Here is a 25493-nt window from a genome sequence, read left to right on the forward strand (position 1 = left end):
CTATCTTTTACATAAATGTATAAAGTCCACATCAAACCCCACTGGGAAATCGCCTACGACAACGAGGCGCCGCTGGATACGGCCAACCTGCTCACGCTGTTGACCGCCATCCATCAGAGCGGCTCCATCGCGCAGGCGGCGCAGCAGATCCGCTACTCCTACCGCCATGCCTGGGGCTTGCTGCGCGACGCCGAGCGCATCTTCGGCAACTCGCTCATCACCAGCGGCCGCGGGCGCGGCACCACGCTGACCGATTTCGCCAACAAGCTGCTGTGGGCCGATCGCCTGGTGGCGGCGCGCCTGTCGCCCACGCTCGACAGCCTGGCCTCGGAGCTGGAGATCGAGCTGGGCAAGACGGTGGAGGGCAAGTCGGAGACGGTGCGCCTGAACGCCAGCCACGGTTTCGCGGTGGCCGCGCTGCTGGGCAAGATCAATGACGCCAGGCTGCCGGTGGAAGTGCGCTACCGGCACAGCACCGATGCCGTGGCCGCGCTGTCGCGCCAGGAGTGCGACCTGGCGGGCTTTCATGTGCCGCTGGGCGAATTCGAGAAACCGGCCATCGCCACCTACGCCAAGTGGCTCAACAAGCGCAGCGACTGCCTGATCCACCTGGCGGTGCGCGCGCAGGGCCTGTTCGTCGAACCGGGCAATCCCAAGAACGTGCGCTCGCTGCAGGACCTGACGCGGCCCGACCTGCGCTTCGTCAACCGCGAGGCCGGCTCGGGCACGCGCATGCTGCTCGAGCTCATGCTCGCCGGCGCCGGCATCGCGCACAAGAAGATCAACGGTTTCGAGAACACCGAGTTCACGCACTCGGCGGTGGCGGCCTTCATCGCCAGCGGCATGGCCGACGTCGGCTTCGGCGTGCAGACCGCGTCGCAACGCTTCGGCCTGGAATTCATCCCGCTGGTGCGGGAGCGCTACTTCTTCGCGCTGCCGGCCGCCTCACTGCACGATCCGCTGATCCGCTCGGTGATCGACATCCTGCAATCCGACGCCTTCCGCGCCGTGGTCAACGGCCTGGCCGGCTACGACGCCGCCGACATGGGCAAGATCCAGACGCTCAAGGAAGCCTTCGGCTGACGCCGTCCATCCGCCATCGCCAAAAGAAAACGGCGCGCACTGCAGCAGTGCGCGCCGTTTGCCTTCCCCCCCCCCGCTTACCAGCCGTACTTCATCGTCAGGTAGATGCTGCGTCCGTCGCCGTAGTAGCAGCCGGCGGCCGAGAGGCAGGCGGCGACGTAGGTCTTGTTGAAGATGTTGGACGCGTTGAGCGCCATGCGCAACCCCTTCAGTTGCGCATTGGTCTTGCCGAAGTCGTAGCGCAGCGCGGCATCGAACAGCGTCACACCGGGCACGTGATAGAGGTTGGTGTTGTCGCCATAGCTCTCGCCCAGGTAGCGCGCGCCGACCCCGCCGCCCAGGCCGGCCAGCGCGGCGTCCTGCACCGTGTAGTCGAGCCAGGCGCTGAACTGGTTGCGCGGCACGAAGGCCAGGCGGTTGCCGGTGGTGTTGACGCCGCCGCTGGTGTTGGCCTTGGTGATCTTGCTGTCGGTATAGGCATACGAAGCGATCAGATCCAGGCCCCGGTCGATCTGCACCTTGCCTTCCAGCTCGGCGCCGCGCACGCGCACTTCGCCGGTCTGGACGCTGAAGCTGGTATTGAGCGGATCGGGCGTGGTGACGTTCTGCTGGGTCATCTCATAGGCCGACAGCGTGACCATGGTGCGCGAGCCGTCCGGCTGGTACTTCACGCCGGCTTCGGTCTGCTTGCCCTTGGTCGGCTTGTACACGTCCTGCGTGCGGCTCACGCCCACCGTCGGCTGGAACGAGGTCGAATAGCTGAGGTAAGGCGTGATGCCGTTGTCGAAGCTGTACAGCAGGCCCAGGCGGCCGGTGAAGGCGCTGTCGCGCTGCCTGGCTGCCACGCGCGTGGTGGCGGTGGTGGTCAGGGTATCGGTGTCGGCCCAGTCGTAGCGGCCGCCGGCCACCAGGGTCCAGCGGTCGAGGCGGATCTGGTCTTGCAGGTAGACGCCGAACTGGTCGCGATCCTGCTGGATGCGCGTGGCCACCGGCGGCACCGCGCCGCCGTAGCTGCCGTACACCGGCGCATAGGCGTTGAAGGTCCCGGCCAGCACGCTCAGGCTGCTCTCCTCATAGTGGCTGCTCTCCGAAGAGTAGTCCGCGCCCACGAGCAAGGTATGGCGGGTGGCGCCGAGATTGAATTTGCCCTGCAGCTGGTTGTCGATGGTCCACATGCGCGAGGTCTCGGGGAAGGCCCAGGCATAGCGCAGCAGCGACCTCGGATTGCACGCGGCGGCGGACAGGCAGAAGGCCTGCACCCGCCGGGTGTCGGCAGCGACCTCGCCGAAGCGCAGGTTCTGGCGCACGCTCCAGTCGTCGTTGAAGCGGTGCTCGAACTCATAACCGATGAAATACTGCTCGTTGGTGAAGCGGTCGTAGTTCGGCTCGCCGGCGAAGGTGCTGCGCGAGAGCGCCGGGTAGACGCTGGTGTAGAGCGTGCCGTTGGCCGGCAGCACCGGCGCCCCGCCGCCGCCCCTGGAATCGATCTTCTGGTACTGGGCCAGCAGCGTGAGCTGGGTGGAAGCGTCCGGACGCCAGGTCAGCGAGGGCGCGAAGTAGGTCTTCTCTTCGTTCACATAGTCGTAGGAAGTGTCGCTCTTGCGCGCCAGCGCGACCAGGCGGTAGCTGAGGTCGCTGTGCTCGTCGAACTGGCCGCCCAGGTCCAGGGCCAGCTGCTTGCGGTTGTTGTTGCCGTACTGGAGCTCCACCTCGCGCACGGTGTCGGTGGTGGGACGCTTGCTGACCATGTTGACCAGGCCGCCCGGCGCCGCCTGCCCGTAGAGCAGCGAGGACGGCCCCTTCAGCACCTCGATGCGCTCCAGGCCGAAGGGTTCGATGCGCGGCTGCGAATAGCCGCGCGAGCCGAACGGCAGGCGCAGGCCGTCGAGGTAGCGGCCCGGCACGAATCCGCGCACCGTCAGCCAGTCGTAGCGCAGGTCGGTGTTGCCGTACTGGGTGACCACGCCGGGAGTGTAGCGCAGGCCTTCGGCCAGGCTTTCCACGCCCTGGGCGTCGAGCTGGTCGCGCGTGATCACGGAAATCGACTGCGGGGTTTCCTTCAGCGAGGTGTCGGTCTTGGTGCCGAAGCGGCTCACGCGCGCCACGTTGCCGACCACCGGCGTCAAGGCGGTTTCAGCCTCGGCGCGCTCCTTGACTACCACCGTCGGCAAGGCCTGCGACACCGGCGCGGCCGCCTGCGCGGCGCCGGCCGGGCGTACCGTGTAGTCGCCGTCGGCCAGGCGCACCGCGCCCATGCCGCTGCCGGCCAGCAACGCGCCCAGCGCGGCGTCGACGGTATAGCTGCCGTTCAGGCCCGCGCTTTGCAGGCCGCGCAGGCTGGCGGCGTCATAGGCCAGGGTGATGCGCGCTTCGCGCGCGAAGCGGTCCAGCGTCGCGTCCAGCGGACCGGCGGGAATACGATAGGCGTGCGCCGCGGCGCTGCCGGGGACGCCTTGCGCCCGCGCCGATTGCGCCGCCGGCAGGCCGAAAGCCAGGATCAGCAAGGCGCCGGCGACGGCATGCGCGAGCGGACGAAGAGCGGGGACGTGGAGCGCGGCGGCGGGCGCGGCGGACAGTTTGTTTCCGGTAGACATGGGATTGGGATGGGGCATCGGGTCAGGTTGATGGGAGCTTCAACTGGTATGCCGCTGCAAATCGCCAATCCCCTCATGCTTTTCGATTATTTTTTCGTGCGCCCGGCGCGGCGCCTCATTCCGGCCGGCGCGGGATGATGGTCACCCACCAGCGCGTGCGGTAGTGCGCCGCGACCGGCTGCGTGGCCAGCAGCACTTCCAGCGTGCGGTCGGTGTCGGCCAGCTGGAAGATGCCCGACACCGGCAGGCCGGCCACCGCCGGGTCGCAGCGCAGCAAGCCGGGGCGATAGCGCGACAGCTCGGCCAGGAAGCGATCCATGCGCATCTCGCGCGCGGCGATCAGGCCTTCGGTCCAGGCGCTGGGGTCGAACTCGGCCGCGTCGGCCCTCCAGATCGCCTGGCGCGACATGAAGTAGCTGTCGCCGGCCTGCGCCAGCACCGGCGCGCCGGCGGCATTGTCGAGCTCGACGGCGTGTTCCAGCACGGTCAGGCGGGTGCGGTCCTCGTCCTTGCGCACCAGGAAGCGCGTGCCCTTGGCCAGCATCGCGCCGTCGCTGGTGCTGGCCAGGAAGGGACGGCGCTGGGGCGAGGCCTCGTCGCGCCCGGTGGTGATCATGACTTCGCCGCGCCGCAGCTCCACCAGCCGCTGGCCCGCCGCGTAGCGCACATTGAGCGCGGTGCCGGTATTGAGCAGCAGTTCGGTGCCGTCCTCCAACACCACCTGGCGGCGCTGGCCGGTGCCGGTGGCGTAGTCCGCCATGGCTTGCTGCGCCCATGGCGTATCGCGGCCGGCATAGGCGCCCGCGCCCACCATGGCGGCGCCCAGCATCAGCTTAAGCGCCTGGCGGCGCCCCTTGCGGCCGGATGCCCCGGCCGCGCGCGCGGCCAGCACCTGGCCGGCTACCTGCGGCGGCAATGCGGAGATCGCCTGCTGCATCGCCTCGATGCGCTGCCAGGCGGCCTCATGGCCGGCATCGGCGCGGCGCCAGGCCTGGAAGGCCTGCAACTGCCGCGGGTCGGCCGCGTGCAGGCGCAGCCGGACGCTCCATGCAATGGCCTGGTCGACCAGCTTGGGATCGATCGTCGGGATGGCGCTCACAGGAAGTACACCCGATAGCACTGCTGCCAGCCGGCGTTGAGGTCGCGCTCGACGGTGGCCAGCGAGACGCCCAGGCGCTCGGCGATGGCCGGGCCGCTCATGCCCTCCAGCTGCGCCAGCAGGAAGGCCTCGCGCGTGCGGGGCTTGAGCGCGTCCAGCGCGGCGTCCATGCGCACCAGGGTTTCGATGATCAGCGCGCGCGTCTCCGGCGACGGCGCTTGCGCTTCCGGCTGGCCGGCCAGGGCATCCAGGTAGGCGCGCTCGACATCGCGCCGGCGCCAATGGTCGATCACCAGCCCCTGCGCGATGCGGGTCAGGTAGGCGCGCGGCTGGCGCAGGCCTTGCATCGCCGCCGCCGGCTCGTCGCGATTGAGCAGGCGCAGGAAGGTGTCCTGCGCCAGGTCGGCGGCATCGGCCGCGCATCCCAGCTTGCCGCGCAGCCAGGTTTTCAGCCAGCCGTGGTGGTCGCTGTAGAGCATCGCCAGATGCCGATGCTGCGGATCGGTCGTAGACATGGGGCGCTATCGAGGGGCGAAGGAGCCGGTTGCCGGCATTTATTGAATGAGAATAAATATCATTCTACCAGCATTGCACCGGTACGCCGCTTGTCCAGCCTATCCGATCACGCTAAACTGCCGCGCCCTGCGCCGGCCGCGATACATCGCCGCCGCCGGCCTGGAAGAACCGGACCACTCAGTTTCATGAATCTCGCCTCAGTCGACCCCAAGCTTCTCTTCCTGCTCAACGCCGTATTCGACGAAGTCCACCTGGCGCGCGCCGCCGCCCGCGTCGGGCTGCCGCTGCCGGCCGCGGCCAGCGCGCTGGAGCGCTGCCGCCAGCTGTTCCAGGATCCCCTGCTGGAAGACGGCGGCCAGGCGATGCGCCTGACCAGCGCGGCGCAGGCCCTGCGCCAGCCCTTGCGCCTGGCGCTGGCCGCCGCCGGCCACGGCCGGCCCGAGCGGGAAGCCGGCGTGGCCGGCATCGCGCAACGCGTGCGCCTGCTGATGGCCGATTACCCGGCCCAGGCGGTGGCGCAGCCGCTGTATGCGGAACTGGCGGCCAGCGCGCCGCGGCTGGATCTGGAGTTCCAGCCCTGGCGCAGCAACGCCGACGCCGCCCTGCGCCTGGAGCGCGGCGAGGTCGACCTGGTGATCGGCTCGCCGGCGCCGTTGCATGGCCCGATCTACAGCCGCGAGGTGCTGCAGGAACGCTGCGTGGCGGTGATGCGCCACGACCACCCGGCGGCGCAGCAATTGACCTTGCAGAAATGGCTGGCCTATCCGCAGTTGCGGGTCTCCAGCCACGACACGCTCAATCGCATGCTGGACGAGCAACTGGCGGCGCAGGGACTGGCGCTGCGCATCGGCGTGTCGGTCCCCAATTTCCTGATGGCCGCGCCGCTGCTGCAGGCCTCCGACCTGATTGCCCTGATGCCCATGCATTGCGTGCCGGCCGCCACCGCCGCCCATCCGGTGCCGCTGGGTTGCTTGCGGCCGCCGCTGCCGGTGGCCGGCCTGTCGCTGCACCTGCTGCGCCACCAGCGCAGCGACGACGACATCGCCGTCGTGCATGTGGCCCAGGCGCTGGAACGCGTGGTGCGCCGGCACGTCGCCGGCCGCTAGAGCGTCAGCGCCGGGGCGTTCACGTCCAGGTGCTTTTGCAGGAAGCGCACGCATTCGCGCACCTTGGCCGAATTCTTCAGCTGCAGCGGATAGACCGCGCACAGGTCGGCCTCCTGGTGGTATTGCGGCAGCACCCGCACCAGGCGGCCGCGCTTGAGGCTCTCGGCGACGTCCCAGATTGACCGCAGGATGATGCCGTGGCCGTCGACCGCCCACTGGTGGATGATCTCGCCATGGTTGGACGCCAGGCCGCCCGACACCTTCACCGTCTCCAAGCCCTTGGGCCCCATCATGCGCCAGATGCCGAAGGCCTGGTTGCGCTCGCGGATCACCAGGCACTGGTGCTGGCGCAGCGCCGCCAGGTCGGCCGGCGCGCCATGCTTCCTGAGATAGGCCGGGCTGGCGCACAGCACGCGCTGGCTGGGCAGGAGGCGCTTGGAAAACAGGTGCTGCTCATGCCCCGGCCCGACGCGGATATCGAGGTCGATGCCTTCGTTGACCAGGTCGATCTGCCGGTCCACCAGCTCCAGCTGGATCTTCAGTTCCGGATGCAGCGCCGCGAATTGCGACAGGATGGGCGAGACGAACTTGCGCCCCAGCCCGAAGCTGGTGCTGACCTTGAGCAGCCCGCGCGGCACGCGCTTGGCGCTGCTGACGGTTTCCATCATCTGTTCCACATCGTCGAGAATCCGCCGCGCCCATTCATGGACGTTGCCGCCCTCCTCCGTCATCACCACGCTGCGGGTGGTGCGGTGGAACAGCCGCACCCCGAGCGCCTGCTCCAGCAGCGCGATGCGCTTGCTGATATAGGCAGGCGAGGCGCCGACTTCCTTGGCCGACTCGGCGAAGCTGCTGCGGCGGGCGACCACGCAGAACAGGCGCAGGTCTTCGAGCAAAGGGGAATTGTTCACGTTTTGTGTCTGATCAAGTCAACGATGCGTGGATTATAGCCAGCCGCGCCGGACCATGCGCTTTGCCGTTTTGTCATGAGAAGCCCGGGTATTGGCGGCCGCGGACAGGGAAATCCCTCCCGCGCGCTGCCGAAATGTGGCAGGCTTGCGGCATTGCAATGATCTTTCGGAGTTTCACAGCATGATCTTCACAGAGGACCAGGAAGTCCCGGCCGAGCTGCCGCATATCCAGCGCATCGAGGTCAACCAGCTGCAATGCCTGCGGGTGCAGACCGCCAGGGCCGAGCTGCTGATCGCAGAGCAAGGCGCGCAAGTGCTGCGCTACCAGGAGCACGGCCAGGAGCCGATCATCTGGATGAGCGAGGAAGCCGCCTTCGAAACCGGCAACGCGGTGCGCGGCGGGGTGCCAGTCTGCTGGCCCTGGTTCGGCGACCTGATGCGCAATCCGCCGCAGGTGCAGGCGCTGCATTCGGGCGGCCGCCTGCCGGCGCACGGCCTGGTGCGCGGCATCGACTGGATCCTGACGGAACACGCCATCGAAGGCGACAGCGTGCGCCTGTCGCTGGCGATCCCGCCGGTCACCGATTCGCCCAGCCTGCGCCACTTGCCGGCGGGCCTGTCGCTGCGCCTGGAGATCCTGCTGGACGAGCGCCTGCACCTGAACCTGGTCACCCGCAACGGCAGCGAGCAGCACATCGCGCTGTCGCAGGCGCTGCACACCTACTTTGCCGTGAGCAGCATCCACAACGCCACCGTCGAAGGCCTGGAAGGCCTGCGCTACATCGAGACCCTCGAAGGCTGGGCCGAGCGCATACAGAAACGCCCGCTGGTGGTGAGCAGCGAGACCGACCGCATCTACCTCGGCCTGCCGCCGCAGTTGACCATCCGCGACGACGGCTGGAACCGCCGCATCCACATCGAGGCCAGCGGCTCGACCTCGGCCGTGGTCTGGAACCCCTGGGCCACCAAGGCGCGCCGCCTGTCGCAATTCGCCGACGACGCCTGGCAGCGCATGCTGTGCATCGAGACCGCCAATGTCATGGAAGACCTGGTCGAACTGGCGCCCGGCGAGGAACACGGCATGGGCGTGGCGCTGTGGAGCGAGCCGTTGCGCGGCTGAGCTTGCCGGCGCCGGGCAAGCAAGGCGTCGCCCTCCCGGCGGCGCTTTTTTCATTGCGCACTGTTCACGGATCGTGTTTTATGGAATCACCGATCCGTGCATGATCCGGCGCCGATTGCGCCGTATGATTTCCCTCCGACGGGCGCCCCCATGCAAGGCGCCGCAACGAGCCGCACCATCGAGGAGAAAAGCACATGGCAAAGAAACACAAAATCGCCGTCATCGCCGGCGACGGCATCGGACAGGAAGTCATGCCCGAGGGCCTGCGCGCGGTCGAGGCCGCCACCGGGAAGTTCGGCATCGACATCGAGTTCACCCATTTCGACTGGGCCCACTGCAACTACTACGCCCAGCACGGCAAGATGATGCCCGACGACTGGTTCGAGCAGTTGAAGGGCTTCGAGGCCATCTTCTTCGGCGCGGTCGGCTGGCCGGCCACGGTGCCGGACCACGTCTCCCTGTGGGGCTCGCTGCTCAAGTTCCGCCGCGACTTCGACCTTTACGTCAACCTGCGCCCGGTGCGCCTGATGCCCGGCGTGCCCTGCCCGCTGGCCAACCGCAAGCCCGGCGACATCGACTTCTACGTGGTGCGCGAGAACACCGAGGGCGAATACTCCTCCGTGGGCGGGCGCATGTACGAAGGCACCGAGCGCGAGATGGTGATCCAGGAATCGATCTTCAGCCGCAAGGGCACCGACCGCATCCTCAAGTTCGCCTTCGACCTGGCGCAAAGCCGCCCCAAGAAGCACCTGACCTCGGCCACCAAGTCCAACGGCATCGCCATCACCATGCCGTACTGGGACGAACGGGCCGAAGCCATGGGCAAGCAATACCCCGATGTCCGGCGCGACAAGTACCACATCGACATCCTGACCGCGCACTTCGTGCTGAACCCCGACCGCTTCGACGTGGTGGTGGCCTCCAACCTGTTCGGCGACATCCTCTCCGACCTCGGTCCCGCCTGCACCGGCACCATCGGCATCGCGCCCTCGGCCAACATCAACCCCTCGCGCGAGATGCCATCGCTGTTCGAACCGGTGCACGGCTCGGCGCCGGACATCTTCGGCAAGAACATCGCCAACCCGGTCGCCATGATCTGGTCCGGCGCGATGATGCTGGAATTCCTCGGCAACGGCGACGCCAAGTACAAGCAGGCGCACGACGCCATCCTGGCGGCCGTCGAGCGCGTGCTGGTGGACGGCCCCAAGACGCCGGACCTGGGCGGCTCAAGCAACACCACCGAGGTCGGCCGGGCGATCGCCGCGGCGATCTGAGCAACGCCCCGCCGAAGAAGCCCGCCCGCCGGCGGGCTTTTTTTATTGGAATGGCGCGCGGGCGGGCGATGCTGCCCGGGCGTGCAACGTGTTAGGATTGCTGCAACTCAAACTTTCGTGATCCCGGTGTTGGACATGCATTCGAATCTGCGGCGCGCATGGTATCTGCTGGCGGCGGAAACGCTGTTCTGGGGCGTGACGCTGGCGCTGCTGCTGGAAGACGACGTGGCCATGCTGGCCGTGATGTTCAGCTGATGCTGCCCGAACCGGTGACTGCGACGCACTCTGCCGACATGGACGTACAGATTTCCCTTTCCACCGCCTCCCCTGTTGCGCGCGCATCGGTACGCGCGGCGGCCGCGCTGGCGCTGTGCTGCGTCGCCGCCTCGGCGCATGCGGACTGGTCGCCGCTGGGCGACAACACCATCGGCAGCTTCTTCGTCGACAAGAACAGCATCGTGGTGACCCGCAGCATCCGCCAGGCGCAGATCCTGCTGAACTGGACCCGCCCGCAGCTGTTGATGGGCCAGGGCAGCAAGACCTACTACACCTCCGAGATCTCGACCGCCTACTTCGACTGCAACAACCGCCAGCTCGGTTTCGGCAGCCGCAAGATGTACACCCAGCCCGACGGCAAGGGCACCTTGCTGCTGGCGCCGCAGTTGGCCTACTCCGACGTCAAGCTGCAGGATCCCATTCCCGGCTCCACCGGCGAGCGCGCCATCGAAGCCGTCTGCGGGAAATAGGCAGCGCCCGGAGGCCCGAAAAAAAGCGCCGTCGACGGCGCTTTTTTCATGCCGGCGGCTCACACCTTCATCGGCAGGATCACCATCTGCAATCCATCGAAATGCAAGCGCCGTTGCACCGCCAGCGCCGCCTGGTTGTGCAGCAGCCGGATGAACCAGTTGTCGCGCTCGAAGATGAGTTTGCTGGTGAAGAAGATCGCGTTGGGGTACTCCTTGCTGACCTCGAAGCACAGCCGCGTGACTTCCTGCACGGCATCGGTGCCGAAGCCCAGCTTCGAACTCGCGGCCATGCCGTGGCTGCGGCAGAAGTCGACGAAGAACTGCAACGTGGCGTTGGCCTCGGCGCGCATCTGCTCGACCGCGCCTTCGCCGCCGTAGGCGTGCGAATCCACCGTGCGGGCGTTGACGAAGATGAAGTTCCTGAAGTGATCCGGGAACATGCGCTGCACCCACAGCAGCGCATGCAGGCCGCCGCCGCGCGACGTGCCGACGATGAACACCGCAGTCTGGTTGGCCGGATCGGGGACCACCTCGCCGGTCTGCATGCCGAAGGGCTGGTTGGCGAAGATCTGGTCCACCGTGCGGATCGCTTCCTTGGTCGCGCGATAGTGGTTGCGGATGGTGATGCACAGCGCCGACATCGCGGCGATGATCAGCGCCGTGGCCCAACCGCCGGCCGACATCTTCTCCACCAGCAGCACGCACAGGATGGAAAAGCAGATCAGGAAACCCGCCAGCGACAGCAGGAAGCGCCGCTTCCAGTGATCCAGCCGGCTGCGGTGGCGCCACCAGTAGCGGCACAGGCCGAACAGGGAAATCGCGAAGGTGAGGAACACCGAGATCGAGTACAGCACGATCAGCAGCGTGACGCTGCCCTGGGTCCAGAACAGGATCGCCAGCGCCGCCACGCCCATCACCAGGATGCCGTTCTGCGTTACCAGCCGCGTGGAGAGATAGCGGAATTTATGCGGCACCCAGGAGTCGGCCGCCATGTTGGAGAGCACCGCCGGCCCGCCCAGGAAGCCGGTATTGGCCGCCACGAACAACAACCCGGCCTCGAAGGCCAACACCACCACCAGCATCAGGTCGTTGACCCATTTGGCCTCGACGCCCAGGCTGCCGATGATGATGCGGAAGGCCGAGGCGTTGAGCGTCTCGCCCTCGACATGCTTCACATCCCACAGCAGGTAGAGCAGGAAGATGCCGCCGGCCGTGAAGGCCAGCGACAGCGCCATGTAGATCATGGTGACCTTGCCGGTGCGCACGCGCGGCTCGGCCAGCATGTTGACGTTGTTGGAGACCGCCTCCAGCCCGGTATAGGTGCCGCCGCCCTGCGAGTACGCCAGCAACAGCATGGCCGCCACGCCCGACCAGCCGATATGCTCGGCCAGGCGACCGGTCTCGGCCAGGGTATCGGGCACCAGCGAAGGGAAGTGCCCCGCATGCGCGAAGACGCCGTAGAGGATCAGCAGCAAGTGGGTCGCCACGAAGCCGAGGAAGATCGGCAGCAGGATCCGGATCGCCTCCTTCAGGCCGCGCAGGTTGAGCACGATCAGGACGCCGATGCAGATCGCCTCCACCCACAGCTTGTAGGGCTGGAAACCCAGCGGCAGCATCGACGCCAGCGCATCCACGCCGGAGGCCACCGAGATGGCGATGGTCAGCACGTAGTCGAGGATCAGCGCCACGCCCGAGACCAGTCCCAGGTAAGGACCGACCAGCTTGGTGGCGACCCGGTAGCCGCCCCCGCCGGTGGGGAACAGCTCGATCACCTGGTTGTAGGCCAGCGCGATGATGAACACCGTCAGCGCCGTGGCCAGCGCCAGGTACAGCCCGAGGTGGGTGTACTCCCCGAGCGCGCGGAAACTCTCTTCCGGCCCATAGGCCGAGGACGACAAGCCGTCCGCGCCCAGCCCCACCCACGCCAGGAATGCCACCAGGGCGAGCGAATGGCGGGTTTCGCTCTTCAAGGGATCGAGCGCCTTCCCGATCAGGATTTCACGTATCTTCAACGGCTTCATTGCGTCCGGCAGGCGCTGCAAGGCGCACCGCCGCGTGTTTTGCACAGTCCGCCATGATACCCGCATCCCCTTCCCGGCACTTGCCCACCGCCCCGAAATCGGTCATAATCTTCGGCTTGCGTTGCCGGGATGGCGGAATAGGTAGACGCACGGGACTCAAAATCCCGCGCCGCAAGGCGTGCCGGTTCGATTCCGGCTCCCGGCACCAGCCAGCATCAGGCAGTAAATCAGCAAAAAGCTCCTCGCATCGCGCAGGGGCTTTTTTGTTTTGCGCGTCGCCGATCCTCGCGCGACATTCGCTCTTCCCCACCCAAGTTCCTCGCGCCGCTCTCGCCGCCCCAGATGCCCGGCGCCGGTCCTGCGCGTCCATTGTCCCGAACATTCGTTCCGGAACTTGTCGGATCGACTATGGACAGCCTGCGGAGCTCCACTATATATTTACGCATGTAAATATCCGGACGGCCGAGGCCGAGGGGACCGGGACAACAAGAACACGGGGAAATCTGCAACATGCAAAACAATCGAGCGTTTACTACAGACTCGGTCCGCAACTCCTGCTTTACTTCCATTCCCGATCCCGGGCGCATCGCCCGGCGATCGTCGTCGAGCCGTCTCCATTGAAATAGCCGTCGGCTGCCTGTCCCGCGGACAGCGCAACGTCGGCGCGCGTCGTTACTTCATGCAGCACCCGGCCCCAACACGGCCATTCGTTCAACAAGAAAGAGGAAAAACCATGTCAAAGAAGTCGGTCACATCCGCGGCCAAGCCAGCGCTCACCGCCGTCGCGGCGCTCATCGTCGCCGCCGGCCTCGCCGGTTGCGCAACGGAGAGCTCCCGTACCCTGGAAGTGGCCAAGGTCAACAGCGCGTCGCAGGCATACCAGGGCGCGCGCAGCCCGATCGCGGTGGGCAAGTTCGACAACCGCTCCAGCTACATGCGCGGCCTGTTCACCGACAGCGTCGACCGACTGGGCGGCCAGGCCAAGACCATCCTGATCACCCACCTGCAGCAGAGCAACCGCTTCAGCGTCATGGACCGCGACAACATGGCCGAGCTGGCCCAGGAAGCCAAGCTGAACAAGCAGGCGCAGGACCTCAAGGGCGCCAGCTTCGTCGTCACCGGCGACGTCACCGAGTTCGGCCGCAAGGAAACCGGCGACCGCCAGCTGTTCGGCATCCTCGGCCGCGGCAAGTCGCAGATCGCCTACGCCAAGGTCAACCTGAACATCGTCAATGTCTCGACCTCGCAGGTGGTGTACTCGGTGCAGGGCGCCGGCGAATACAGCCTGGACAACCGCGAGATCATCGGCTTCGGCGGCACCGCCAGCTATGACTCCACCCTCAACGGCAAGGTGCTGGACCTGGCCATCCGCGAGGCCGTCAACAATCTGGTGACCGGCATCGATTCCGGCGCATGGAAGCCGCAATAAACGACCTTTCCACCATTGCATCCATCACGACAATGAACAAGATCATCGCAACAAGCCTGGTGGCCGCGCTGGCCATCGCGCTGACCGGCTGCGCCCAGCCGCGCAAGTCCCTGTATGGCTGGGGCGCCTACCAGCAGCAGGTCTACGCCCACTTCAAGACCGAGAACGAGGGCAACGAGCAGCAGATCGCCGCGCTGGAAGAGAGCCTGCAGAAGATGCGCGCCGGCGGCGAAGCCGCGCCCCCGGGCTATCACGCCCACCTGGGCATGCTGTACGCGGCCGTCGGCAAGGACGACCAGCTGGTCCAGGAACTGGAGACCGAAAAGACCCTGTTCCCGGAATCGACCCCGTACATGGATTTCCTGATGCGCAATTACAAGAAGGGAGTGGCCAAATGATGTTCAGCAAATTCAAGGCCATCGGCGCCGCCCTGCTGCTGGCGGCGCTGGCCACCGGCTGCGCGACCCAGCAAAAGCCTTACGACTACGCCGCGTTCAAGCAGGCGCGCCCGGCCTCCATCCTGGTGCTGCCGCCGCTCAACAGCTCGCCTGAAGTGGTCGCGCCCTACGGGATGCTGTCCCAGGTCACCTATCCGCTGGCCGAGTCCGGCTACTACGTGATCCCGGTGTCGCTGGCCGCCGAGACCTTCAAGCAGAACGGTCTCACCAGCGCCGCGGACATCCATAACCTGCCGCCGCCCAAGCTGCGCCAGATCTTCGGCGCCGACTCGGCCCTGTACATCAACGTCAAGGACTACGGCACCTCCTACAAGGTCGTCAGCAGCGCCACGGTGGTCACCGCGGACGCCAAGCTGGTCGACCTGCGTTCGGGCCAGGTTCTGTGGGAAGGCAGCGCCTCGGCCTCCAGCGCGGAGGGCCAGCAGAACTCCGGCGGCCTGGTCGGCATGCTGGTGAGCGCGGTGGTCAACCAGATCATCGGCACGGTCAGCGACGCCAGCTTCGGCATGGCGGGCGTCACCAGCCAGCGCCTGTTGATGGCGGGCCGCAAGAACGGCATGCTGTACGGCCCGCGTTCGCCGCAGTACGAGAAGGACTGAAGCGACGGGGTCATCCTCCGCACGCCAGAAAAAAAGCCCGCGCGATGCGGGCTTTTTTTTGCGTCCTCGGCCGCGATGCCGCTGCGCGCCGTCAACCGGCGCCCAGCCCATACTTCTTGATCTTGTCGTACAGCGTCTTCCTGGGAATGCCCAGCCGCTCGGCCGCGGCCGCCACGCTGCCCTCGCCGTCGCGCAGGGCGACCGCGATCAGGCCGGCCTCGAAACTCTCCACCTGCTGCGGCAGCGGCGCCGCTTCCGTCCCGGGGATGGGCGCAGGCGCCGCGATCTGCTCCACGCCCAGCACCCAGCGGTCGGCGAAGTTGCGCAGCTCGCGCACGTTGCCCGGCCATTCGCGCAGCTGCCACTGCTGCATCTGCGCCGTCGTCCACGGCGGGATCTCGCGCCGGTAGCGGATCGCGGCGGCCTGGCAGAAATGCGCCAGCAGCAAGGGAATATCTTCGCCGCGCTGGCTCAGCGCCGGCAGGTCGATGGCGACCACGCCGATGCGGTAGTACAGGTCTTCGCGGAACAGGCCTTCGCCCGCCTGCTTCAACAGGTCGGCCTTGCTGGCCGCGACCACGCGGCAGTCGATTGCGACCGACTCGTTGCCGCCCAGGCGTTCCAGCCGGCGCTCCTGCAGCACGCGCAGCAGCTTGACCTGCAGCGCCATAGGCATACTTTCGATCTCGTCCAGGAACAGCGTGCCGCCGTGCGCGTATTCCAGCTTGCCGATGCGGCGCTTCTGCGCGCCGGTGAAGGCGCCCGCCTCATGGCCGAAGATCTCGCTCTCGAACACGGTCTCCGGCAAGGCCCCGCAATTCAATGCGACGAACGGCCCCTTGCGCCCGCTGGCGGCGTGCAGCTGGCGCGCCACCACTTCCTTGCCGGTACCGGTCTGGCCGTTGATCAGCACGTCGACGTCGGCCGGCCCCAGGCTGCGGATCAGCGCGCGCACGCGCTCGATGGCCGGCGACTGGCCCACCAGCGGCGGCAGCTCGGGGTCATGCGCCCAGGCCTCGCGCAGGCGGCGGTTCTCCAGCACCAAGCTACGCTTTTCCTGCGCGCGCAGCGCGATTTCCAGCAGGCGGTCGGAGCTGAACGGTTTTTCCACGAAGTCATAGGCGCCGGCGCGCATGGCCTCCACCGCCATGCCGACGTCGCCGTGCCCGGTGACCACGATCACCGGCAGGCCGGCGTCCAGCGCCACCGCGTGCGCCAGCACCTCGAGCCCGGACATGCCGGGCAGGCGCACGTCGGTCACCACCACGCCGGCGTAGTCGCGCGCCAGCAGCGGCAAGGCTTCTTCCGCGCTGGCGCAGGGGCTGACCTCGAAGCCGCCCAGTTCCAGCGCCTGCGCGGTGGCGCGGCGCACGGCCTGTTCGTCTTCGATCAGGATGGCGCGCATGGCGCCGGTGTGGGGTTGTTCCATCATGCCTCTCCATTCGGAAGTGTCAGGAGCGGCAGGCGCACGACGAACTCGGCGCCGCCCTCCTCGTGGTTATGCGCGGTGAGCTGGCCGTTCATCGCCTGCACGATGGACGAGGAAATCGCCAGCCCCAGGCCCAGCCCCTTGCTGGACGACTTGGTGGTGAAGAAAGGTTCGAACAGGTGCGGCGCGACCTCGTCGGCGATGCCGGCGCCGGAGTCGCGGATACGCACCACGGCCTGCCCGTCCTCGACGTCCAGCAGCACGCAGACGCGCTTGGCCGGCGCCTCCTCGACCGCGTCCAGCGCATTGCGCAGCAGGTTGATCAGCACCTGCTCGGTGCGCACCGCGTCGCCGGTCACGCTGGCCGCCTGCCGCACCTCGATGGCAATGCCTACGCCGTGATTCTGGAACTCGCTGCCCAGCAGCAGCGCCGCGGCCTCGATGGTCTGGCGCAGGTCCACGGTTGCGACCGCCTCGCCGCTCTTGCGCGCAAAGCCCTTGAGCTGGCCGATGATCTTGCCCATGTTGGCGCTGGCGCTGCTGATGTGTTCCAGGTTCTCCGCCACCTGCGCCGTCTGGCCGCGCGCCAGGAACTTCACCGAATTGTCGGCGAAGGCGCGGATCGCCGCCAGCGGCTGGTTCAGCTCATGCGTGACACCGGCCGCCATCTGCCCCAGCATGGCCAGCTTGCCGGCCTGCACCAGTTCGTTCTGGGTAGTGCGCAAGAGGCTCTCGGTCTGCTGCAGCTTGTCGTACTTGGCGGCGATGGCCTGGTTGGCGGCGGTCAGCTCGCCGGTGCGCTGGGCGATGCGCAGGTCCAGCTCCTCGGCCGCGCGGCGCAGCGCGTCGCGCGACTCCATGCGCTCCTGCAGGCGGCGGCGGTGCTGGTACCAGGCCAGCAGCGAAATCGCCAGCGCCGCCATGCCCAGAGCGGCCGCCATGGCCGAGAGCATGGCCGAACGCGCCATGCGCGCCTGCGAGGGGAACAGCATCAGCTTCCAACCCAGCCGTCCGACCGGGCGCGACACGTGCTCGCCGAAGCCGCGCTGCAGTTGCGCCGGCAAGGCCGACACCGGCGTGATCGGCTGGTCGGCGTACTGGTGGGTGCCGGCCAGCGCCTGCTGCATCGGGCCGGTCAGCGGCCGCAGGCTGTGGTACTTCCATTCCGGGCGGTTGCTGAGGAAGACCACGCCGCCGGCATCGGTGAGCGTGATCGGGTCGGCGCTGCTGCGCCAGGTATGCTCGAACTCGGCCAGGTCCACCTTGACCACCATCACGCCGATGGGCAGGTCGCCATCGGCCTGGTCCTGGCGGCGATAGATGGGCTGGGCGATGAAGTAGCCCGGCTCGCTGGAGACATTGCCGATGCCGTAGAAGCGCCCCGCCCGGCCTTGCACCGCCTCGCTGAAATACGGGCGGAAGCCGAAATCGCGGCCGACGAAGCTGAACTCGTCGTCCCAGTTGCTCGACGCCAGGGTCAACCCGGCGCGGTTGATCATGAAGATGTGCACCGCGCGCGACTGTTGCTGGATGGTCTTGAAAGCGCGATTGAGGCGGTCGACCGCCACCGCGTCCTCGGGATGCTGCAACACCTGGCGCACGTCGGACTGGAAACCCAGCGCGAACGGCAAGGCCTCGAACTTCTGCAGGATGGACTCCAGGTCGAGCGCCGCGATCTGCAGCTGGGCCGCGCCCATGCTCTTCTGGTCGGCGCGGGCCTTGTTCAGCGCGAGCCGGTACGTGATCCCGCACACCAGCAGCGTGGCGGCGACGAACACGGCGAACAGCAGCAGGTTTCTTCTGGCTCTCATGGAAATCGGCAAAGGCGTGAGGACGGCGGATGCGACGCGGCGCCCCGAAAGGCGCCGCGACGAAAACGGGATCCAATCCCTAATGATAGCGCGGGGCGGGCGCCAAGCCTGCCCCGCGCGCCGGATCAGGCCGGCTTGTGCTGCTTGGCGCCGGCGCTGCCGGCGGCGTCCTGCTCCGGTTCCATGTCGATGTTGTCGTGCAGGTGGCCGTCGCGCTGCGGGTCGGGCATGCGCAGGGTAACGATCAGCGCCACCAGGCACAGCGCGGTCACGTACCAGTAGAAGCTCGACTCCATGCCGGCCGACTTCAGCGACAGCGCCACGAACTCGGCCGAGCCGCCGAAGATGGCGTTGCCCACCGCGTACGACAGGCCCACGCCCAGCGCGCGCACCTCGGCCGGGAACATCTCGGCCTTGATCAGGCCGCCGATCGAGGTATAGAAGCTGACGATGGTCAGTGCCAGGATGGCCAGGCCGAAGGCGGCGTAGGGGCTGCTCACGTCCTTCAGCAGATGCAGGATCGGGAAGGTGCAGATCATGCCCAGGAAGCAGAAGCACAGCATGGAGTTGCGGCGGCCGATCTTGTCCGAGATGGCGCCGAAGATCGGCTGCAGGATCATGTAGACGAACAGCGCGCCGGTCATCACGCCGTTGGCGATCTTGGGATCCATGCCGGCGGTGTTGACCAGGTACTTCTGCATGTAGGTAGTGAAGGTGTAGAACATCAGCGAGCCGCCGGCGGTGAACCCGACCACGTTGATGAAGGCGCGCTTGTGCTGCAGCAGGCCCTTGAGCGTGCCGGCGTCCTTCTTCTTGCGCACGCCTTCCGACGCCGTCTCAGCCAGCGAGCTGCGCAGGTACATCGCCACCAGCGCGCCGACCGCGCCCAGCACGAAGGGCACGCGCCAGCCCCAGGCCATCAGCTCTTCCTTCGACAGCCACTGCTGCATGCCGAACAGCACCAGCACCGCCAGCAGTTGGCCGCCGATCAGCGTCACGTATTGGAACGAGGCGAAGAAGCCGCGGCGGCCGTTGGGCGCCACCTCGCTCATATAGGTCGCCGAAGTGCCGTATTCGCCGCCCACCGAGAGCCCCTGGAACAGGCGCGCCACCAGCAGCAGCGCCGGCGCCCAGGCGCCGATGGCGGCGTAGGTCGGCATCAGCGCCACGGCCAGCGAGCCGCCGCACATCATCAGCACCGAGATCAGCATGGAGTTCTTGCGGCCGTGCTTGTCGGCGATGCGGCCGAACAGCCAGCCGCCGATCGGACGCATCAGGAAGCCGGCGGCGAACACGCCGGCGGTGTTCAACAGCTGGGTGGTCGGGTCGCCCTTGGGAAAGAAGGCCGGCGCGAAGTAGATCGCGCAGAAGGAATAGACGTAGAAGTCGAACCACTCGACCAGGTTGCCGGACGAGGCGCCGAGGATGGCGAAGATGCGCTTGCGGTACTCCGCCGCGCTCAGCGTTGCGGCTGCTTGTGGTTTGTCGCTCATGGATATCTCCTGTAAAGGCCGCTTCCTCCCTCTTCGAATCGGCGGCCGGGTGAGTCCAGTCATTGCCGCGCGGGCGCCGGCTCGGACGGCCGTTTGCCTGCGGCGAAGACGCTTGATATGGACGATGTGAAACGGGTAAGGACAATCGGGACGGCACGACGCGAACGCGTCTGCGGGATGCTTGCCTGCATCGTGTCTGTCTCCGTTTTTGCTTTACTTGTGCGGGAGGCATTGCAGGCTTCGTGCCAGAAGATGGATGAGGGCGGAGCTAACTTAAGCCGTTGTTTTTAAACGAGTTTATTTGAGTTGAAGTATGCGGCGACGCAGCAATCGCGCGGATTCCCGGAATCATCGGCGGCTGGCTTTCCGGGAATCCAGCCTTTGCAAATGTGCGCGCTGGAGAATTTGCCGGGGTCCGGTAACGCTTGCCATACCTCGCCATCGCCGCTTGGCTGCGACGAACGACACTGGATCCCGGCTTTCGCCAGGACGACAGTAAGGGGGATGGCTTGAACGAACGGCGATTGACGCCATCGCTCCAGTGTCGTTCCTGCGAAAGCAGGAACCCGGTGCCGTGCGGCGGCCGGTGATGCGCAACGGACGTCGCTGGATCCCGGCTTTCGCCGGGACGACAGCGAGGGGGATGGCTTGAACGAACGGCGATTGCCGCTATCTCCCCAATGTCGTTCCTGCGAAAGCAGGAACCCAGCGTCGTGCAACGGCCGGCGATGCGCAACGAACGTCGCCGGATCCCGGCTTTCGCCGGGACGACAGTGAGGGAGATGGCTTGAACGAATGGCGATTGACGCCATCGCCCCAATGTCGTTCCTGCGAAAGCAGGAACCCGGCGTCGTGCAGCGGCCGGCGATGCGCGACGAACGTCACTGGATCCCGGCTTTCGCCGGGACGACAGTAAGGGAGATGGCTCGAACGAACGGCGATTGACGCCATCGCCCCAATGTCGTTCCTGCGAAAGCAGGAACCCGGTGCCGTGCAGCGGCCGGTGATGCGCAACGGACGTCGCTGGATCCCGGCTTTCGCAGGGACGACAGCGAGGGGGATGGCTTGAACGAACGGCGATTGCCGCTATCTCCCCAATGTCGTTCCTGCGAAAGCAGGAACCCGGCGTCGTGCAGCGGCCGGCGATGCGCGACGAACGTCGCTGGATCCCGGCTTTCGCCGGGACGACAGTAAGGGAGATGGCTCGAACGAACGGCGATTGACGCCATCGCCCCAATGTCGTTCCTGCGAAAGCAGGAACCCGGCGTCGTGCAGCGCTTCTCCACTCCCGCCCGAGCAAAAAAAGCGGCGCATGCCTTCCGACATGCGCCGCTTTTGCGGTCTAGCTTGCTGCCCTGTTCAGGCGGCGATCAACGCTCCGACAGCGCGTCCATCACGCACAGCGCCGTCATGTTGATGATGCGGCGCACGGTCGCCGACGGCGTCAGGATGTGGACCGGCTTGGCGCAACCCAGCAGGATCGGGCCGATTGCCACGCCGTTGCCCGATGCGGTCTTGAGCAGGTTGTAGGCGATGTTGGCGGCATCGATGTTGGGCATGACCAGCAGGTTGGCGTCGCCCTTGAGCGGCGAATCCGGGATCACGGCGTTGAGCAGCTTCTGGTCCAGCGCGGTGTCGCCATGCATTTCGCCGTCCACTTCCAGGTCGGGAGCGACTTCGCGGATGATGGACAGCGCATTGCGCATCTTGCGGGCCGACTCGCTGTTGGAGGAACCGAAGTTGGAGTGCGACAGCAGCGCGGCGCGCGGATGCAGGCCGAAGCGGCGCATTTCCTCGGCGGCCAGGATGGTGATCTCGGCCAGCTCGGCGGCGTTCGGGTTCTCGTTGACGTGCGTGTCGACCAGCACCAGCTGGCGGTTCGGCAGGATCACGGCGTTCATGGCAGCGTAGACGTTGACGCCTTCGCGCTTGCCCAGCACCTGGTCGATGTAGTGCAGGTGCAGCTGGGTGGTGCCGTAGGTGCCGCAGATCATGCCGTCGGCGTCGCCCTTGTGGATCGCCATCGAACCGATCAGGGTGTGGCGGCGACGCATTTCCAGCTTGGCGTACTGCTCGGTGACGCCCTTGCGGCGCGACATCTCGAGGAAGGTCTGCCAGTAGTCGCGATAGCGCTCGTCGAAGTTCGGGTTGATGACTTCGAAGTCGGTGCCGGGGCGCAGGCGCAGGCCGAATTTCTTGATGCGCTGTTCCAGCACTTCCGGGCGGCCCACCAGGATCGGCTTGGCCAGGTTTTCATCGACGATCACCTGCACCGCGCGCAGGATGCGCTCTTCTTCGCCTTCGGCGTAGACGATGCGCTTCTTGGCTTCGGCGGCCTTCTTGGCGACCTGGAAGATCGGGCGCATGAAGGTGCCGCTGTGGTAGACGAACTGCTCCAGCTTCTCGATGTAGGCGTCCATGTCCTGGATGGGACGGGCTGCCACGCCGGAAGTCTCGGCGGCGCGTGCGACGGCCGGCGCGATCTTGATCATCAGGCGCGGGTCGAACGGCTTGGGAATGATGTACTCGGGGCCGAAGGACAGGTTGGTCACGCCGTAGGTGGCGGCCACGATGTCGGACTGCTCGGCCTGCGCCAGTTCGGCGATGGCGTGCACGGTGGCGATCTCCATCTCGCGCGTGATGGTGGTGGCGCCGGAGTCCAGCGCGCCGCGGAAGATGTAGGGGAAGCACAGCACGTTGTTGACCTGGTTCGGATAGTCCGAACGGCCGGTGGCGATGATGGCGTCGTCGCGCACGGCCTTCACGTCCTCCGGCAGGATTTCCGGGGTCGGGTTGGCCAGCGCCAGCACCAGCGGACGCGGCGCCATCTGCTTGACCATGTCTTGCTTCAGCACGCCGGCGGCCGACAGGCCCAGGAAGATGTCGGCGTTGGGGATGACTTCGGCCAGGGTGCGCGCGTCGGTTTCACGGGCGAAACGCTCCTTGTCCGGATCCATCAGTTCGGCGCGGCCCTTGTAGACCACGCCGGCCAGGTCGGTGACGTAGATGTTCTCGATGGGGAAGCCCAGGTCGACGATCAGGTCCAGGCAGGCCAGCGCGGCCGCGCCGGCGCCGGAGACCACCAGCTTGACTTCCTTGATGTTCTTGCCGACCACCTTCAGGCCGTTCAGGATCGCCGCGCCGACGATGATGGCGGTGCCGTGCTGGTCATCGTGGAAGACCGGGATCTTCATCTTCTCGCGCAGCTTGCGCTCGATGTAGAAGCACTCGGGCGCCTTGATGTCTTCCAGGTTGATGCCGCCGAAGGTCGGCTCCAGGGCCGCGATGACGTCGATCAGCTTGTCCGGGTCGGTCTCGTTGACTTCGATGTCGAAGACGTCGATGCCGGCGAACTTCTTGAACAGCACGCCCTTGCCTTCCATCACCGGCTTGGAAGCCAGCGCGCCGATGTTGCCCAGGCCGAGCACGGCGGTGCCGTTGGAGATCACGGCCACCAGGTTGCCGCGGGCGGTGTACTTGAACGCGTTGAGCGGGTCGGCCACGATTTCTTCGCAGGCCGCTGCGACGCCGGGAGAATACGCGAGGGAGAGATCACGCTGATTGGTCAGCAGCTTGGTGGGAGTGACGCTGATTTTGCCCGGGGTGGGAAACTCATGGTAATCCAGCGCTGCCTGACGAAGTTGCTGACGCACTTCTTCTTTCTTACTGATCATCGAATCCATAACTCTGTATTCTCTATGTTGACTTGCGAAGACCGTCGATTCTAGCAGAGGTCGGCCTCCAATCATAGGCCGCCGGCCCGATGCTGCCCCGCGCAAAGCCAGTCCGGAAAAGGCTTTGCGGCGTTTCGCCGGCGGTACGTGATGTCCGCGAACATGCGCGTTCACGGTGCAAATGACTGCTGTTTGCGGTGCGATAGCGCACGTTACACACAGCTTTGCAATGATGAATCTTTACTCGCTTGCAGTGCAAGAAAGCGGCGCTTGTGGAAAGTCCTTACGGCGCCGACCGGCCGCAAAGGCAGGCCCGATAAGCATGCCGCAGCGATGAGGGAAGGCTTGTGGCCGCCCTTGCAGCGCATCGCGCGCCGCGCCGTGCGACGCCGGCGTGCGGCGCCATGCGTGCGCGATTTCGGTGCGCATGCTGCATCGCAGCATCCAATGCATTGCCGCTTGCGCGCCTCCGAACGATAGACCTTATTGTCCTCCAGAAGCAATGACGGATTGGTTACAATCGTCCCATGCTGACCGAATTTGAACTGATCGCGCGCTATTTCAGCCGCCCGCCCGCTCCCGACAGCCGCACGGCGCTCGGCGTGGGCGACGATTGCGCGCTGATGACGCCGGCCCCGGGCATGCAGCTGGCCATCTCCAGCGACATGCTGGTCTCGGGCCGCCATTTCTTCCCCGATGCCGATCCGCTGGCGCTGGGCCACAAGTGCCTGGCCGTCAACCTGTCGGACCTGGCGGCGATGGGCGCGCAGCCGATCGCCTTCACGCTGGCGCTAGCGCTGCCCGAGGCCGACCCCGCATGGCTGGCCCCGTTCTCGCAAGGCATGCTGGCGCTGGCCGACCGCCACGGCTGCGAGCTGATCGGCGGCGACACCACCAAGGGCCCGCTCACCATCAGCATCACCGTGTTCGGCGAAGTGCCGCCACAGCAGGCATTGCGCCGCGACGCCGCGCGCGTGGGCGACGACATCTGGATCTCCGGCTCGCTGGGCGACGCCCGCCTGGCGCTGGCCGCCTACCGCAACGAACTCGCGCTGTCCGACGCCGAGCTGCTGCAGGCCGCGCCGCGCATGCACGAACCCACGCCGCGCGTGGAGCTGGGCGTGGCGCTGCGCGGCATCGCCCATGCGGCCATCGACATTTCCGACGGCCTGGCCGGCGACCTCGGCCATATCCTTGAGCGCTCGCATCACGGCGCCACGCTCGAGGTCGACGCCCTGCCCCCAGGCAATGTGCTGCAGCAGCGCGACGCCGACCTGCGCCGTCGCTTCACGCTGGCCGGCGGCGACGATTACGAACTCTGCTTCACCGCGCCAGTGCGCCAGCGCGAAGCCGTCGAGAAAGCCGCCCACGCGGCCGGCGTCAACGTCACCCGCGTGGGCCGCATCGACAGCGAGCCAGGCCTGCGCCTGCTGGACTCGGCAGGGCAAGCGCTGCAACTGGACCTCGCATCCTTCGACCATTTCCGTTCATGACCCAGGAATCGACACCCTCCCCCGCCTTCACGCCGCCGCCACCGGCGGCTGCAAAACGCAAGCCGACCGCGCACTTCATGCTGGCCCATCCCGCGCACTGGATCGCGCAGGGCTTCGGCAGCGGCCTCTCGCCCATCATGCCGGGCACCGCCGGCACGCTGTTCGCGTGGCTGTCCTATGTGGTGCTCAGCGCGCGCTGGCCGCACATCTTCACGGCAGCCAACTGGCTCATCATCATCGCGGCCGGCTTCGTGGTCGGCGTCTGGGCCTGCCACCGCACCGGCCGCGCGCTCAACTCGCCCGACGACGGCAGCATGGTGTGGGACGAGATCATCGCCTTCTGGCTGGTGCTGGTGCTGGTCATGCCGGCCAGCCTGAAGACCCAGTTCGCCGCCTTCGTGGTGTTCCGTTTCTTCGACATGGTCAAGCCGCCGCCGATCGCCTGGTTCGATCGCCGCTTCAAGGGCGGTTTCGGGGTCATGTGGGACGACATCCTGGCGGCCTTCTACACGCTGCTGGTGTTCGCCTTCTGGCGCGCCTATTTTTGATTGGGGCGGACGGTTCAACAAATCCGGCGGAGGGAGTATCCTAGTCCACGCATGCTCATGATCAACCGGCCGCGGCCATCGGAAGGGGC

General features: G+C 66.7%; 19 protein-coding genes and 1 tRNA gene. 11 read left to right on the forward strand and 9 right to left on the reverse strand.

All coding sequences use genetic code 11. The features are described from left to right. The first annotated feature begins 15 nt into the window (after positions 1 to 15). Positions 16 to 1083 carry a substrate-binding domain-containing protein gene (locus Herbaro_RS15625; RefSeq protein WP_275010536.1) on the forward strand — a complete coding sequence of 356 codons (1068 nt, stop codon included), beginning with the start codon at positions 16 to 18 and terminating at the stop codon, positions 1081 to 1083. Positions 1084 to 1160: 77 nt separating this feature from the next. Here Herbaro_RS15625 and Herbaro_RS15630 read toward each other — a convergent pair whose 3' ends face one another. The 3 genes from Herbaro_RS15630 to Herbaro_RS15640 all read right to left on the reverse strand — a co-directional run bounded on the left by Herbaro_RS15630 (position 1161) and on the right by Herbaro_RS15640 (position 5291). Beyond that, positions 1161 to 3677, reverse strand: a complete 2517-nt coding sequence (locus tag Herbaro_RS15630) for a TonB-dependent siderophore receptor (protein ID WP_275010537.1) — start codon at positions 3675 to 3677, stop codon at positions 1161 to 1163. A 115-nt stretch (positions 3678 to 3792) separates the two neighbouring features. Beyond that, a complete protein-coding gene (locus Herbaro_RS15635) occupies positions 3793 to 4776 on the reverse strand; it encodes a FecR domain-containing protein (protein WP_275010538.1) in 984 nt (327 codons plus the stop codon). After that, positions 4773 to 5291 carry a sigma-70 family RNA polymerase sigma factor gene (locus Herbaro_RS15640; RefSeq protein WP_275010539.1) on the reverse strand — a complete coding sequence of 173 codons (519 nt, stop codon included), beginning with the start codon at positions 5289 to 5291 and terminating at the stop codon, positions 4773 to 4775. The genes Herbaro_RS15635 and Herbaro_RS15640 overlap by 4 nt, the downstream gene beginning before the upstream one ends. Positions 5292 to 5477: 186 nt before the next feature. Between Herbaro_RS15640 and Herbaro_RS15645 the strand changes: the two genes are divergently transcribed. Further along, positions 5478 to 6398, forward strand: coding sequence for a LysR family transcriptional regulator (locus tag Herbaro_RS15645; protein ID WP_275010540.1), 921 nt, complete (start codon positions 5478 to 5480; stop codon positions 6396 to 6398). On the opposite strand, the gene Herbaro_RS15650 is transcribed toward Herbaro_RS15645, so the two are convergent. Beyond that, on the reverse strand, positions 6395 to 7309 hold the full coding sequence (locus Herbaro_RS15650; RefSeq protein WP_275010541.1) for a LysR family transcriptional regulator: 915 nt from the start codon (positions 7307 to 7309) through the stop codon (positions 6395 to 6397). The genes Herbaro_RS15645 and Herbaro_RS15650 overlap by 4 nt on opposite strands. A gap of 181 nt (positions 7310 to 7490) precedes the next feature. Here Herbaro_RS15650 and Herbaro_RS15655 point away from each other — a divergent pair, with 181 nt between their 5' ends. From Herbaro_RS15655 to Herbaro_RS15665, 3 genes are all read left to right on the forward strand, one after another. Beyond that, positions 7491 to 8429: a D-hexose-6-phosphate mutarotase gene (locus Herbaro_RS15655; RefSeq protein WP_275010542.1), complete on the forward strand. Its 939-nt coding sequence runs from the start codon at positions 7491 to 7493 to the stop codon at positions 8427 to 8429. A gap of 194 nt (positions 8430 to 8623) precedes the next feature. After that, positions 8624 to 9703, forward strand: coding sequence for a tartrate dehydrogenase (locus tag Herbaro_RS15660; protein ID WP_275010543.1), 1080 nt, complete (start codon positions 8624 to 8626; stop codon positions 9701 to 9703). 293 nt (positions 9704 to 9996) lie between these two features. Beyond that, complete coding sequence (locus tag Herbaro_RS15665; RefSeq protein ID WP_275010544.1) at positions 9997 to 10449, forward strand: surface-adhesin E family protein; 453 nt, start codon at positions 9997 to 9999, stop codon at positions 10447 to 10449. A 59-nt stretch (positions 10450 to 10508) separates the two neighbouring features. Here Herbaro_RS15665 and Herbaro_RS15670 read toward each other — a convergent pair whose 3' ends face one another. Continuing rightward, a complete protein-coding gene (locus tag Herbaro_RS15670) occupies positions 10509 to 12470 on the reverse strand; it encodes an APC family permease (RefSeq protein WP_275010545.1) in 1962 nt (653 codons plus the stop codon). Positions 12471 to 12593: 123 nt separating this feature from the next. Between Herbaro_RS15670 and Herbaro_RS15675 the strand changes: the two genes are divergently transcribed. The 4 genes from Herbaro_RS15675 to Herbaro_RS15690 all read left to right on the forward strand — a co-directional run bounded on the left by Herbaro_RS15675 (position 12594) and on the right by Herbaro_RS15690 (position 14956). Then, a tRNA-Leu gene (locus tag Herbaro_RS15675) sits at positions 12594 to 12678 on the forward strand. Between the two features lie 525 nt (positions 12679 to 13203). Continuing rightward, positions 13204 to 13899, forward strand: coding sequence for a CsgG/HfaB family protein (locus Herbaro_RS15680; protein ID WP_275010546.1), 696 nt, complete (start codon positions 13204 to 13206; stop codon positions 13897 to 13899). Between the two features lie 32 nt (positions 13900 to 13931). After that, on the forward strand, positions 13932 to 14297 hold the full coding sequence (locus Herbaro_RS15685; protein WP_275010547.1) for a DUF4810 domain-containing protein: 366 nt from the start codon (positions 13932 to 13934) through the stop codon (positions 14295 to 14297). After that, complete coding sequence (locus tag Herbaro_RS15690; RefSeq protein ID WP_275014036.1) at positions 14297 to 14956, forward strand: DUF799 domain-containing protein; 660 nt, start codon at positions 14297 to 14299, stop codon at positions 14954 to 14956. Before Herbaro_RS15685 ends, Herbaro_RS15690 begins: the two co-directional genes overlap by 1 nt. Before the next feature lie 91 nt (positions 14957 to 15047). On the opposite strand, the gene Herbaro_RS15695 is transcribed toward Herbaro_RS15690, so the two are convergent. The 4 genes from Herbaro_RS15695 to Herbaro_RS15710 all read right to left on the reverse strand — a co-directional run bounded on the left by Herbaro_RS15695 (position 15048) and on the right by Herbaro_RS15710 (position 23372). Beyond that, positions 15048 to 16385, reverse strand: a complete 1338-nt coding sequence (locus Herbaro_RS15695) for a sigma-54-dependent transcriptional regulator (RefSeq protein ID WP_275014037.1) — start codon at positions 16383 to 16385, stop codon at positions 15048 to 15050. Further along, positions 16385 to 18196: a sensor histidine kinase gene (locus Herbaro_RS15700; protein ID WP_275010548.1), complete on the reverse strand. Its 1812-nt coding sequence runs from the start codon at positions 18194 to 18196 to the stop codon at positions 16385 to 16387. The genes Herbaro_RS15695 and Herbaro_RS15700 overlap by 1 nt, the downstream gene beginning before the upstream one ends. A gap of 125 nt (positions 18197 to 18321) precedes the next feature. Further along, positions 18322 to 19689: an MFS family transporter gene (locus tag Herbaro_RS15705; RefSeq protein ID WP_275010549.1), complete on the reverse strand. Its 1368-nt coding sequence runs from the start codon at positions 19687 to 19689 to the stop codon at positions 18322 to 18324. A gap of 1370 nt (positions 19690 to 21059) precedes the next feature. Then, complete coding sequence (locus Herbaro_RS15710; RefSeq protein WP_275010550.1) at positions 21060 to 23372, reverse strand: NADP-dependent malic enzyme; 2313 nt, start codon at positions 23370 to 23372, stop codon at positions 21060 to 21062. Between the two features lie 518 nt (positions 23373 to 23890). Here Herbaro_RS15710 and thiL point away from each other — a divergent pair. Both thiL and Herbaro_RS15720 read left to right on the forward strand, forming a co-directional pair. Continuing rightward, positions 23891 to 24856: a thiamine-phosphate kinase gene (gene thiL / locus Herbaro_RS15715; protein WP_275010551.1), complete on the forward strand. Its 966-nt coding sequence runs from the start codon at positions 23891 to 23893 to the stop codon at positions 24854 to 24856. Continuing rightward, positions 24853 to 25404: a phosphatidylglycerophosphatase A family protein gene (locus Herbaro_RS15720; RefSeq protein ID WP_275010552.1), complete on the forward strand. Its 552-nt coding sequence runs from the start codon at positions 24853 to 24855 to the stop codon at positions 25402 to 25404. Before thiL ends, Herbaro_RS15720 begins: the two co-directional genes overlap by 4 nt. Positions 25405 to 25493: the final 89 nt, after the last annotated feature.

The sequence above is a fragment of the Herbaspirillum sp. WKF16 genome, assembly GCF_028993615.1.
Taxonomy (GTDB): Bacteria; Pseudomonadota; Gammaproteobacteria; order Burkholderiales; family Burkholderiaceae_D; genus Herbaspirillum.